This window comes from Rossellomorea sp. GQ25 (genome assembly GCF_059758515.1).
Genome location: NZ_JCAXEQ010000001.1, coordinates 546267 through 559630, shown reverse-complemented (window position 1 = coordinate 559630; position 13364 = coordinate 546267). Strand labels below are relative to the sequence as shown.

Genomic DNA, 13364 nt, shown 5'->3' with positions numbered 1-13364 from the left:
TTATGTGGAAAGGTGGTGTGAGAACAATAGAAAAGTCACTAAGATTGAAGTCCACCCTTTATAGCCCCCCTTTTATTATATGAAGTCATATCTTCCCCAATAAACATATCTGTCCGATAATTGAAGATGGATAATATCCAGAGATCATTAGGTGATCTTCAGTTAATGCCCCCTTTAGTTGAAGAAGGGGTAGAGTCAGGAAAATGCGCATTTACAACGATAAGCATTTTGATGGCTTATGAAACATAATATAGTACAGAGATAATAAAGTTGTTTAATTTGCAATTATTTTGCGGTAATGAAATTAAATATCAAATAAAGGAGATATCTTCTTGACAGTCGAATATTAGCCTAGAACCATAATTAACTATTCCGATGAGGAGGATTCTTGTGCGTCCACGACCATTATCTATTGAAAATCCAGAGTATGATAGGTATGTTAGTCTTGTGCCAGATGGAGATATTGAAGAAATACTTAGTAAGCAACGAACTAAGACCATTACCCTCTTGAGCAGCATATCAGAGGAGTCAGCAAGGAAGGCGTACGCACCAGGGAAATGGACTTTAAAAGAAGTGATTGGGCATATGGCCGACGTGGAACGTGTGATGTCGTATCGAATGCTTGCCATTGCACGAAATGAAAGTGCACCACTCCCAGCAATGGATCAGGATCAATACGTTTCTGCGGCAAACTTCAACAAATTATCCTGGGAGCAGCTACTAGCTGGTTTAGACACGGTACGCTCCAACACGTTAAGTCTTATTTCAACCATTGATGATGCAGCGTGGGAACGTAATGGAACTGTAATGAACAGCCCAGTTTCGATAGGTACCTTTGCATATGGCATTGTCGGGCACGAGTTACACCATATGAAAGTGATTAGTGATAAATACTTATAAGTCTTTTTCTATTAATGAAAAAACCTAATTTCTCATTTAATTCTGAGAAATTAGGTTTTTTAATATTGAAACTTCCTTAACGTTGTAAATCCGCATTTTCCTGACGCTACCCCAAGAAGAGTAAAAAATTTTAGATTGAATAAATATGGACGTTCTGACCTCTTAATTCAATTTTCTTTTCTAAACTCATTCCTAATTTGACCGCAACTTTTCTTGAAGCCATATTTTCTGGATGAATTAGGGAAATAAATCTTCCTTTGCCTAAATTTTTACGTCCATACTCTCTTAGTGCTTTTGCAGCTTCTGTGGCATACCCTTTACCCCAATGTTCACGAGAAATCCAATACCGTATTTCAAGTTCATCAACTCCATTAATTGTCTGTGGAACTAGACCAGCGTGCCCTATCGTTTGATTATTTTCCTTATCTTCTAAGACCATTAACTCCATGTCTGCACCGGTGTTATAAGTATCGTAAATCCATTCAAGAAAGGCTTTAGTTTCCTCTCTGTCTCTTGTCTGACCTTCACCAATATACCTAACCATTTCTGGGTCTGATAATAAAGAAAATAGATAATCAAAATCACCATCATTATATTTACGAAAATTTAGTCTTTGTGATTTAATTTGCATTTTAATCCCCCCATTTCAAATTGAATCATAATTATATTATCATTCTAATTCAACATTACTGCCCCTTTAACGGAATAAAGAAAATAGCTGGAGATCATTCGCGATCTTCATCTATTGCCCCTTTTATAGAATAAGAGTACTATTAATTCATCGAAAAACCTGTTAAATAATAACAAATCAAATTCAAGCATTATTCCGAAATTAAACTAATCTTCTCTACTAAGTTTTCTATTACTGAATTTATATCTGCATAGCCATAATACCTAACATGCATGACCGCTTTTCCTTTGAAAGCAAACACTTCTTTCTTTTCCTTCTCCTCATGAACAATCAAAAGATCCAAGTCTGGATGTTTTGTTTCAACAAAATCTTCTCTACTATCTTCATATCTATATCTTTCTATTAAATCAGAAATCAGATTATCCGCCAGAGCTGGTATATTTAGCTGATAAACCTGTGTATGAATAGCCGGTGTATATTCACCATTTTCGTCCTCCCACATTTCCCCTGGAACCACACCCTGTTCATCTGCTTCATATTGCACGGGTGCCAATGGACTCCAATCATACGAATACCGGTTGCCCCAATCCACATTGTCCCTCACATAGGAAGGTTCCCCTCGAACCAATGCTGGATTATCTTCTACAGCAGATAACCTGACAATCGGTAAGTCAAGATTTGCTTCGGGCAATGTTTTCGTATCCATCTTTACAAGCTGAACGAATGGAATGATAGCGCTCAATCCAACTACTACCGTAAAAAGAAAGGCGATTGTGGAATGTAATCGGTAGTACTTCTTCCACGGAGCATGATGATCAATCGGTTTCCCGTCGATAAGATTTCTTCGCAAAGCACGAATAGAATTGTATGCTTTTAGAGAATTATAGGCCGAATACCCGATGAAGATGGCTAAAATTGATTGTTGAATAGTCCCGCCTTCCACCATAATTAAGGTAGGTGTCCCATCAAGAAACCAAATAGCAGATAACATACCGAAATTTAAAATCATTGCGACAACTACTATACTAGCATTCAAAGCTAATTTCTTATCCAGTTCTTTTAATGTATAAGATTGTTCGGCGGGGTCCGTATGAAGCTCTGGTGCATTGAGCTCTTCAGGTGATGAGAATACATGAAAAAAATTATAGCTTGTCACATAATCCCAACCACTTTCCGCATACATCTGAATTTGTTCTGGCGTAATTTTTTTCTTGATGGATACATCTACTCTGTACCTCATTTTCTTCGGTTCATCTTTAACAAACTTGGCAAAATGTATCCCCATCTTTTTTAGATGCAATCCCTGATCCGCCATGTCTGCAAACCAACTTTCATGCTCTCCAATTCTCCAATAATCACTTGGCCGAAGTTTGTGTACTGTTTTATTCATTCTCATCACCTTCCACCAAAATCTTACTGTCATTAATCAAGGCTTTCAACCGCCCATACTCTATACGCAGAGCTTGTTCCCCTTCTGGTGTTATTTGATAGGTCTTCCTTCTGCCATCATCTTCTGCTAGTGATATAAGACCGTCTTTTTGCATACGTGAGAGTACTCCGTACAGTGTCCCTGGCCCCATTTTTAATCTCTCATTTGATACTTTTGCAATTGCATGCATAAGTTGATACCCATGGTTAGGACGCATTAACGCTAATAGTACATAATACATCGCTTCGGTCATCGGTCCCCCATTATATGCCATGTCTACTTCCCTTCTTTCGTTCATAGAGATATTATGTTACGCGATATATCGTATAACATAATAATATATCATGAAATACCTAGTGTACATATAAAATGAAGTTATTTTCCTTCTTGCAACAAAAGAAGACCACCTAAATAGTGATCTTCTAATTCAACTCTTGCCCCCTTTAGATTGAAGAAGAATTAACTCAATAGCTTGTTAAAAATACCTTCCCTCTGGTTATTTTAGAAGATTCAACAACACCAATAGCCTTTTTTACATCCGACAAGTCATACTTAGAATCTACCATCATCAAGCATAATTTTTGCTCGTCTATTAGTCTTATCAAATGATTAAAGGTTTCTTGCCATTTATTTATCGAGACATTTTTATTCCAATTCCGTAAATGAAATATATTAGCATTCACTTTTGCTTTATTTACAATATCTGCCCAGTTTACTTGTATCCCTGATAAAAGACCGATGGTTAAAAAGTTCCCATTAGGGTGGACACAAAAAGCCAAGTCATTTCCAGATGAGCCTCCAACTGAATCAATAGCAGCATCTGCACCCATTCCATTTGTTAATTCAATGACTGTTTCATAAAGCGAATTTTTAGAAGTATCTATCACATAAGAAGCACCTAGATGGAGTAAATCTTCTGTATATTTATTATTCCTAGTCACTGCAATCAATCGAAAACCTAAAACCTTCGATAATTGAGCAAAAATATGCCCAATAGAAGAACCGCACGCATTAACTAATAAAACATCATTCGGTCTTAATTTTAAAACTTCCGTACAAGTCACCAAAGCTGTAATAGGATTGATATACATCTGTGATGCCGTAAAATCATCAATAGAATCAGGTATAGAAACTATAAATTCTGCTGACGTCTTAACAAATTCTTGCCAAGTTCCTTCCCCACGTAAAGGTAAAACACGTTTACTAATAAGATTAGGGGAAACTAAAGAACCAACATCTTCTACAATTCCAACTCCTTCATAACCAGGGATATTTGGTAATGAAATCCGATGAGAATATGCCCCTCTAATCGGTATTAAGTCAGAAGGATTGATAGGACGTGCTAACATTCGAACAAGGACTTCATTATCTTTTGGTGGTTCAATGTTTTTATATTCAACTTTTAAAACGTCTTTAGGACTACCGAATCCATAGAATTTAATAGATTTTGCATCCAACACTATTAGTCTCCTTAATATAAATCATATTTATTTAATTATGTCATCTTCAACTAAACTGCCCATTAATTGAATAAGGGTAATAGCCCGAGATCAATTGGCTGATCTACGGTTATTGCCCCCTCTAACTTAATAAAAATTATTACATTTTTCCTTCTTTTATCCATGACCAAATTCTATAACTACCGAAAATGCATATTAAGAAAAGTATAATCATTGCAACTACCCATATACCTAATCGATTTATTTCTCGTAAACCTTCTACATTTAATGTTATAAAAGTTGAAGATCCTACAAACATCAGGTAACAGAATACATTAGGAATAATCCATACAATTCTTAATTTAGTGTTCTTCAAAATAATAACCCCTTTATTTAAGAAACCTGCCCTTTACTTAATACCAATTATTTCAAAACCAATCAACTTACTCAAGGAAAACTTTTAATAAAAAGGGAGCTTACCCTTTTCTTGATAAAATAGTTTAAAACTAACACGTAAACTAGAACTCTCTTCTGTTCCTAACCCTAAGAAATCTACAGATGTATTAATTATCACTGCAATAGCAAACAAATAAAGGTATACCTTATTCTTCATTTCTTTTTTCTCGGTCTCTTGCTTAAATTCATACATTTTTATAACCTCTATTTTTGAGGATATTGATAATATAAATCCGTTCCGGAAAGTACATCGATAAACTCAAAAACCTTTGCTGACAATCCTGTCTCTTCGTATAATTCTCGTTTGGCATTTTCCTCTAAGGATTCTCCTAGCTCAATCGCTCCCCCAGTTAATCCCAATTTTAAGTATCAGAACGATGTTAAAGTAATATTTCCTGCTTTTTATTAAATTCGGCAATCGTTGATCTACTATAATAATAGGTTTAGTTCCTATAGATTTCCTTAATTATTGTACATAATTTTCCATATCCTTCGACTCCTACGAGAAAATACTACCATGTAATGAACAGGATCGCGCCCGATCGTTGAAGATAGTTATTAAAAGTAAAGGACCCAATAGTTTAAGTACTACTTTTCACAATCAGAAGCGTACTCGCTAAATGGAAAAGGAAGATTAATATTATAGAAGCCATTCGCCCTGAGCAATTTTTTCGACTTTTCCTCCTACAAATACGGTGATTTCGCCGTTTTCATCACTTGCCTTTAAAAACAATAAAGATCGTCTATTAATTTCATACCCTTGTTCTACACGAAGATTAATTTTACTTTTATCAAAATATCGATATTTTACTAAGTAAGAAGCTAAACATCCATTAGAACTTCCAGTAGCTGCATCTTCTGGAATACCAAAATAATCTGCAAAGTCTCGAACATTCAAATGATTATCGACATTATATGTTTCAGGAGAAAAGACCATAATCGCTTTTGCGTCAGTATGCTCAATTAACTCATAGTATTTTTCTTTATTCATTCTAACTTTTTTATTTGCTTCTAAGGATTTTAAAGGGACAATAATTACGGGAAGTCCTGTTGAAACCTCCTGGATAGGAAATCTATTATCTATGTACTCCTTATCTAAATTTAAAACAGCAGAAACCTTATTTGCATCTAAAATACGACCAAATGTGGGTCTATTTTGTTCCATCCAAAAAATTCTTTCTGGTTTATCGAACGATACGGGAATCTGTCCAGCCTTAAAATTTAAAATAAGTTTTTCCATTGGTTCCCCTATTATTTCATTTTGAATGATATATGCAGTTCCTAAAGTCGGGTGTCCAGCAAAAGGTATCTCTTCATTAGGTGTAAAAATACGAACATCATAGCCATTATTTTTTTTTGTGTCTGATAAAATAAAAGTAGTCTCTGAATAATTAATCTCCTTAGCTATTTGTTGCATTTTAATATCTGAAAGGTTTTCACCATTCTTAAAAACAGCAAGTTGATTTCCTGTATATTTTCCTTGTGAAAAAACATCCAAAATTGAATAATTAATTTTCTCCATTATTTTTCTCCCCACCTATGTTTGTAATATTTTTATAAAACATACCATTTTAGTTAGGTTAAAAATATATCACTTTTATTCAACAATCCTGCCCCGATAACTGAAGAATGTACAGTTATTCATAAATATAAATGGCGATAACTCGATTATCATTTTCATTAACCATAAGAATTATTTGCTTTGCAAAGGTACTAAGTGATTGTAAAGTCACTGACTCTTTCAAGGAATCATCTAGGAACCAGCCTGAAGGCATCAAGGAAAGTAATCCATTACTTGCAAAGAATGAACACCTAAGAAATTCACTAATTTCTTCCGTTCCATCAAGTGCCTTTTGTTTAATCTCTTCCTTATTCACTAAATAATACTTTAACTTTCTAGGGTATGGTGAAATATTAAATTCCATGTTTCTATATAAATCTGGCACAATTGGGTGAATACCAGATGAAAGTAAGTTAGTTAACATTTTTCGAGATTCTGCTTTCAAAAATCTCACATTTATTTCAATCAATTTCTCATCAATGAATATCTGCTTTACTTCTGAGTAATGAGGCACTATCTCACTATGTATTATTTTTAAAGCATGACTATTTGGCGCAGGAAATGACGATAGGAAATCTTGATTGAAAATAATGTTTACTGAAGCGAATATCTGAAATATGTAGCTCATTTTATATAATGAAGTATTCGATTGAAAACTTTGTATTCGTAACTCACCCGGGTCTTCCTTATAAGGATAGATCGGCTCTTCAATTTCTTTAAGCCATTCATACACAGCAACTCACCTCTAAATTCATATGTATTTGAAACTAATCGATTGCCCAATTCTCTCAATACCAATTATTTCAAATTCATACAACTTGAGCAACACCCTTGTTAAATTAAATGGCCCGATACAAGAATAAAGAGCCTCAGACCCAACAAGGGTTGAAGCTCTTTACTTTTAAAAATATTTGCAATAGAAATCCTGGCGCAACTTTCCACTAAGTTGAGCATATATCTTTGTAGTCTCACTTTTCTCATGACCCAAAAGGTAAACTCTGTATCACTTCAAGGGGAGCTCCATTGTTAATCATATGCGTCGCGTAGCTGTGCTAATTGAAGTGGATGTAGACTCTTCTTAATTCCAGCTCCAGAAGATACGCTTAATGATGTATCTTATTAGTTCGATACTCATTCTTCTTTTTGGTCTTCTTTCCGTAATGAACAAACAAGGGTCCTGGTCATCACGTTCATCGAGATATCTCTTTAACCACAACGAGCAACGAGTATTAGTACACCTCCCGTTCTTTATCTCCTTTTCCATGAACAATGACGGAACTTGCGGCGAAATTGATATCATCATGATTAAGTTTAACAATTTCGCCAATACGACAACCCGTTGAGTAGAAAAATTCAAACAACGCATACTCCATGGCACTTTGACAGGACTAACGGAGATGTTCAATTTCAAGTTCGGTTAGGATCTTTGGAATTCGCTTCCCTAGCTTCGGTTCTTTCAACTTAGCTACAGGATTCTTCTTTGCATTCATCATTTGCCCATTTGAATATTGATCTAATGCACCGAACTCTATGAACCAAGCTAGAGTATGATACAGTTCACCGTAACGCCTTTAAAGGTAAAATTAGCGAATTTCAAAATTTCTCATAATAAATTTTTGAAATTTCCCTCCAAGCAAGAAGGATCTGGAAGCTTACTTTCAGATCTTGTCCATATTGAGGCTTTGAATTCCTTTATTTTCACATCAAACCCTTATGAATTTTTCAGTGGTAACTAATTATTAATTCGTTTGTTAACTTCAATCGTAATGAACTCCGGCAAATAATTGGGAGTACATCCTTTTGATACCATTTCATCTTTGTAAAGACCCGTTTTCTCACCAAGTTTAATACAACGTGCTCGATACTTTTCATCATAAACGCCTATCCAGCCTGCGGTGAAATTCATAGCCCATTGAACTTCCGGTTCTTCCTGCCTAATATTAGCTTCAATTGCAGATAGTAAGTCTGCGGTGTTATCAGGCGGTGTTTGTCCAGTCCATCTCAATCGCCCTTGAAAATACCAGAAAGCTCGCCTTTGAAGAGCAGAAGGACTATTTTCCCATAACTCCATCAATGCAATGTTCTTCTTGTCTTTGGTGAGCTGATTAGCCATTAACCAATCCATTAAGTTATTTCGCTCATCAAATGTGTGAGTCTGCATATCCTTATCAAGCTTATTTAGTACATCTTGTGAAAGAAGTTTTTTGTCCATAATTAAGATTGCCAATAGTCTGGGCAAAAACTCTCCGGTTGACCAAAGTTCCATAGCTAGTTCGTGATCTTTTTTAATGTCCTTCGCGATTTTTCGTAAGTCGCCTAGCTTAGTTTTACTATTGATCTGAGGTAGAATGTTTTCTGCTTTTGATGAGCGTTTTATTTCTGTGCTTTTATTTTTATTCATTTGACACAACTCCTTATTAAAGCACTGTTTCATAATATGTCATTTGCAATAGAAGTCCTGGCGCAGCTTCCCACTAAGTTGAGTATAGATCTTTGTCGTCTCACTTTTCTCATGTCCTAAAAGGCTTTGGATCACTTCTAAAGGGGCACCGTTATTAATTAGATGAGTGGCATAACTATGTCTTAATTGATGAGGGTGAATACTCTTCTTTATACCGGCTCGTTTAGAAACCCGTTTTATAATGTATCGAATCATATCAATACTCATTCGGTGTTTGGGTTTTCTCTCAGTTATGAATAGGCAATCCTCTTGATCGTCCCGGTCATCCAAGTACCGTTTCAACCAAAGGGAACAGCGAGTGTTAAAATACACTTCCCTCTCTTTGTCACCTTTCCCATGAACACTAACAGAGTTCGCTGAGAAGTTTATGTCTTCCCGGTTAAGTTTTACAATTTCCCCTATCCGGCAACCTGTCGAATAAAAAAATTCAAACAAGGCATTCTCCAAGGAATTCTCGCAAGCTTCCCTTAAGTGTTCGATTTCAAGATCCGTAAGGAACTTAGGGATTCTTTTTCCTAGCTTCGGTTCCTTTAACTTAGCAGCGGGATTGTACGGAAGATGTCCCTCATCATGTATCCACTTAAAAAGGGATCTGATGCATCGGACTAGGATGCCCCAAGCTCGCCGGTTTTAAATGGTCTCCTGAATTGATCAGATAACTCTTCAATTCGTCAGTTGTGAAGTACTTTATGCTGATATCACCAAAGTGTTATAAAAGAAGAGTGTATTGAAAAAAATAAGCTTTCAAAGTTAACGGAGAATACCCTTCAATCTTCTTATCTAACTGATACTTTTCCCAGGCTTCGGACAGTCTCATCACGTTACCATCAAATAACCCCTTTTCTTTTCAATATTAAACAATACTGCTCGTTAGCTTAAGTACATTTCTTCACAATCTCAAACAATAATAACATATATATCCAGTATTGTTGGAAAGTCTTACTCCATTAAATGCCCCGTTAACGGAACAAAGAAAAAGCTGGAGATCAGCTGCCCGATCTTCAGCTATAGCCCCCTTTAGCGCCCTATTGCGGAAGACTCAGAAAAACTCTATCTAATGAATTGTTATTTTACAAATCCAATATGTTTCCTTAGTTCATTCAGAAATCACTTTAAACATTCCTGTCATATTAGGTGAGTAATTTTTGAAATCATATTTTTCGTAAAACTCACCTTTTCCTTTTGAAGCAAACAAACCTACAAATGCCTTATCTGGTGCATTTTCATCAAGATATCTCATTAAGGTCTTCATAATTTCTTTACCAATACCTTTTCCTTGATAATCGGGGTGTACCACTATGTCTTGAATATAGAAATAAATAGCACCGTCCCCTACAATTCTTCCCATTCCTATGATGCTATGATTATCTTTAACAATAACGGAAAATACAGAATTCCGTATTGAAGTTTCTGCAGCATCAAAATTCATAAAATCTTCCCACCCAACACTTGAACATAAATGTATGTATTCATCTAATGTTGGTGGTGTATTTGTTAAAACTTCATAGTTTTTGATCATATTTTCACCTCTTATAAATATTGAACGTTACTCCATAAAACTGCTCCTTTAACTTAATACCAATTGTTTCAAAATACAGCAATTTACTCAAGAAAAACTTTAAACTAAAATAAAGCTCATCCTGTTCTGGATAAGCCCCCTTTAATGGAATAACTATCTCCCTTATAAGGACGAGGCGACCTGGCTTTGACGTTTTAAAATATCGATCAGAAAACTCGGTGAAACGTTGCGGCTAGTTTCGAAAGAAATTCAGGTGGTGGTACACCACGGTCAATGAAGAACAACTCACTTGTAATAAGAATTAAAAACGCAATCAAGACAGAAATCCAAAAAAACGCTGTCCATATCTTGCTATCTTCATCACTTTTCACATTTTTATGCTTCTTCTTTCTGTATAAGCCTTGCACAAATCTTAGTTTTTGATTTCCATCTAGTTTTTTGGTGTGCACAGTTTCAGTCCTTTCATAAGACGATTAACTCAAAAACATCCCCTTAGTTATTAATCTTGAGCTGATACTGGCACATCGTCTGTTAATCCGTCTTTAATAACCTCTAGGATGACTTCTCCATTAAAGATAAAGAAGGTTAATACCAAAATAGATAACAAAATAATAAAACCAAAGATTATTGAAGGTATTACTCCTTTTTTCTTTTCCATTGCTTCAATTCCCCTTATCTTAAGTTTATTAATTAGACGGAACCCAATTACTTGAAGTTTCAAATTATTCCATTAACCTGCCACGATTGTTGAATAAGACAATCGCCGGAGCTCCTTAAACTGATCTTCAGTTATTGCCCCCATTAGCAGAAGAAACAATATAATCTTTACAGAAGTTCATCATCGAATAGTTCATTAAATTACTTTCCAAACTACAGTTGCTCACATGGTATAATTGACCAGTAGAGAGAGGGTTCAATGTGGAAAAATCATTAAACCAAGACATGGCATTTTCATTTTTTTCAATTATTCCCATCATGACAATCCTGTTTTACGTGGGTCTTGTTTCATTTATAGTTTGGTTTCTAATTAAATTTCTCAAAACCCAAAAGGAACGAAACAATATACTAAAAACTATTTCTGAGAAACTTGATAGCCTAAATTAGGCGGAGAAAGCCGTCTCTTTTGATGGCACACTTTGAGTCAAAAGTGACCTTTTACTATAGTTTTTTTATTCAACAAACCTGTCCAATAATTGAAGGTGGCAGATGCACCCAACCATATTAATTTAAAGGTATCGTTTCCTCAAATATTTCTCCATTTTCACCTTTCCACTCTACTCGTAAAGTAACCTTCTCGGCAAAGGCTGCAATTTCATCCTCTGAACTAAGAAGTGTTCCTCCCCCTTTAGGGATTTTGATGTTTTTGCCTCTTGACATACCAGAACCTTTACCGTTGGGATGGGAGATATAATAATTGACTTCTTTTGGAACTGAATTAGGTTTGTATTGTAAATTCCCACCTATATGGTACATATCTCGGTCAGCTGCAAACACCACTTCTAGATTGGCTTTCCAAGAGGAAGATTCTCCACGTAGGATATGATTTTCATCCCTTTCCCTGCCATAACAACCTGTCATAATAAATATAAATAGTATGAATAGCATTACTAATAATTTTCTGATGTTACCACTCCTTTAAGTTAAAACTTAGATGTAAATCTTCCATTAACCTGCCCGTAAACGGAGCAAAGAAAAAGCCGGAGATCAGCTGCCCGATCTTCGGCTATCGCCCCCGTTAATGAAATAAGGTAATTTATTTATTATAATCTTACCAGTGTACTTGAAGTTTATTACCATTTGGGTCATAAAAGTGGAAAAAGGCGTGACCATTATCTTCTTTTATATCCTCGACCTTAACTTGATTATCAATTAAGTGTTGATGAAATTTAGATAATTCTGGACTTGTAAAGCCAATGCCAAATTCTTGTTCATTATCAATTGTAAAATGTGCAAATGTTTCATCTTCGGTAGGAACTAAGATAAGTAAGAAAGGTCCTTCATTCACTTTTAAAATTGCAAGTTCCTCAGTATTGTTTAGTAACTGAAGCCCTAATACATCTCTATACCATTTTGCAGACAGTTCTAAATCTTTTACAGGAATTCTAATATAATGTACTTGTTCAATAAATGATTTACTCATAGCTTTCTCTCCTTTATTTAATCCGGTATATCAAATAGTTCCCTTTCTATATACCTTTTTCCTTCCGATTATTGAATTAACCTGCCCCAATAATTGAAGATGGGCAATAGCCGGAGATCATCGGTTGATCTTCAGTTATTGCCCCCGTTTGTTGAAGAAGGAATATTTGTAGCATCTGTTATTTTCTATGCATAACAAATTGTGATTTACTGTACTTTAAATTGTTTTTTTCATAGAAAGGTATTAAATGTTGCTCACAAAACAAACTGATTACATCAATATGTGATAGGTCATCTAACAATTTTGATACCAGTTTTATACCTATACGTTCCCTTTGATATGAACTATGTATAACAACTTCTTCAACATACGCTCTAAACTTTCCATCTGTAACAGCCCTTGCAAAACCAATTAGAGTATCGTTTTTCCACGCTCCCACTGACTGTACTTTGTTTAACATCTCTTCTATATCTTGCTCTACCCTTTCTTCCCACCAACCTACATCATTATATAGCCTCATAACATCAATTGCTTTGATTGTTTTTTCTTTAAAACTCAAAATCTCGGTGTTCAAGTTTTGCTCCTCCAAACGGCTTTTACTTAATTTTATTACAAATACACCCTATGTGTTCTTCTTCCACAAACCTGCCCCAATAACAGAACAAGTACATAATCACCTATTTTCTTAGTAGTTCCTGGTGAATCTCGTTTAAAAGATAAAGTACTCTCACAAGACATTCCAGAATAATTCCAAAAGCAAGAACAAAACCAATTCCATCCAATGGAATTAAAAAATATCCTAGTAAGCTTGCTGTAATGATTATAAAC

Annotated in this window: 15 protein-coding genes and 2 pseudogenes; 1 reads left to right on the top strand and 16 read right to left on the bottom strand. The window is 35.2% G+C overall.

Translation table 11 applies throughout. From position 1 onward, the window contains the following. Positions 1–390 precede the first annotated feature (390 nt). Complete coding sequence (locus AC6CIB_RS03070) at positions 391–900, top strand: DinB family protein (RefSeq protein WP_498277940.1); 510 nt, start codon at positions 391–393, stop codon at positions 898–900. 130 nt (positions 901–1030) lie between these two features. Here AC6CIB_RS03070 and AC6CIB_RS03065 read toward each other — a convergent pair whose 3' ends face one another. The 16 genes and pseudogenes from AC6CIB_RS03065 to AC6CIB_RS02990 form a co-directional block, all read right to left on the bottom strand. Next, on the bottom strand, positions 1031–1531 hold the full coding sequence (locus tag AC6CIB_RS03065) for a GNAT family N-acetyltransferase (protein WP_498277939.1): 501 nt from the start codon (positions 1529–1531) through the stop codon (positions 1031–1033). Positions 1532–1721: 190 nt separating this feature from the next. After that, positions 1722–2921, bottom strand: coding sequence for a DUF2812 domain-containing protein (locus tag AC6CIB_RS03060; RefSeq protein ID WP_498277937.1), 1200 nt, complete (start codon positions 2919–2921; stop codon positions 1722–1724). Next, the gene (locus AC6CIB_RS03055; RefSeq protein ID WP_498277936.1) at positions 2914–3234 is read right to left on the bottom strand and encodes a PadR family transcriptional regulator; all 321 of its coding nucleotides are present in this window, start codon (positions 3232–3234) and stop codon (positions 2914–2916) included. The genes AC6CIB_RS03060 and AC6CIB_RS03055 overlap by 8 nt, the downstream gene beginning before the upstream one ends. 190 nt (positions 3235–3424) lie before the next feature. Next, the gene (locus AC6CIB_RS03050) at positions 3425–4417 is read right to left on the bottom strand and encodes a zinc-dependent alcohol dehydrogenase family protein (protein ID WP_498278636.1); all 993 of its coding nucleotides are present in this window, start codon (positions 4415–4417) and stop codon (positions 3425–3427) included. A 442-nt stretch (positions 4418–4859) separates the two neighbouring features. Continuing rightward, entirely contained in the window at positions 4860–5048 is a 189-nt protein-coding gene (locus AC6CIB_RS03045; RefSeq protein ID WP_498277934.1) for a hypothetical protein, read from the bottom strand. 11 nt (positions 5049–5059) lie between these two features. Further along, entirely contained in the window at positions 5060–5215 is a 156-nt protein-coding gene (locus AC6CIB_RS03040; RefSeq protein WP_498277933.1) for an NUDIX domain-containing protein, read from the bottom strand. A gap of 280 nt (positions 5216–5495) precedes the next feature. After that, positions 5496–6377 (bottom strand): PhzF family phenazine biosynthesis protein, encoded by an 882-nt coding sequence (locus tag AC6CIB_RS03035; RefSeq protein ID WP_498277932.1) that lies wholly within the window; start codon positions 6375–6377, stop codon positions 5496–5498. 115 nt (positions 6378–6492) lie between these two features. After that, positions 6493–7149 (bottom strand): hypothetical protein, encoded by a 657-nt coding sequence (locus tag AC6CIB_RS03030; RefSeq protein ID WP_498277931.1) that lies wholly within the window; start codon positions 7147–7149, stop codon positions 6493–6495. A 168-nt stretch (positions 7150–7317) separates the two neighbouring features. Continuing rightward, positions 7318–7961, bottom strand: a pseudogene (locus AC6CIB_RS03025) (tyrosine-type recombinase/integrase); the annotation flags it as partial. Between the two features lie 187 nt (positions 7962–8148). Further along, positions 8149–8817: a DNA alkylation repair protein gene (locus AC6CIB_RS03020; protein ID WP_498277930.1), complete on the bottom strand. Its 669-nt coding sequence runs from the start codon at positions 8815–8817 to the stop codon at positions 8149–8151. Between the two features lie 39 nt (positions 8818–8856). After that, a pseudogene (locus tag AC6CIB_RS03015) lies at positions 8857–9694 on the bottom strand (tyrosine-type recombinase/integrase). Between the two features lie 279 nt (positions 9695–9973). Beyond that, positions 9974–10393, bottom strand: a complete 420-nt coding sequence (locus AC6CIB_RS03010; protein ID WP_498278634.1) for a GNAT family N-acetyltransferase — start codon at positions 10391–10393, stop codon at positions 9974–9976. Positions 10394–10895: 502 nt separating this feature from the next. Further along, complete coding sequence (locus tag AC6CIB_RS03005; RefSeq protein ID WP_498277929.1) at positions 10896–11054, bottom strand: hypothetical protein; 159 nt, start codon at positions 11052–11054, stop codon at positions 10896–10898. A gap of 563 nt (positions 11055–11617) precedes the next feature. Further along, on the bottom strand, positions 11618–12001 hold the full coding sequence (locus AC6CIB_RS03000; protein WP_498277927.1) for a hypothetical protein: 384 nt from the start codon (positions 11999–12001) through the stop codon (positions 11618–11620). A gap of 163 nt (positions 12002–12164) precedes the next feature. Continuing rightward, entirely contained in the window at positions 12165–12536 is a 372-nt protein-coding gene (locus AC6CIB_RS02995) for a VOC family protein (protein ID WP_498277925.1), read from the bottom strand. Positions 12537–12714: 178 nt separating this feature from the next. Continuing rightward, entirely contained in the window at positions 12715–13110 is a 396-nt protein-coding gene (locus AC6CIB_RS02990; protein WP_498277923.1) for a GNAT family N-acetyltransferase, read from the bottom strand. Positions 13111–13364: the final 254 nt, after the last annotated feature.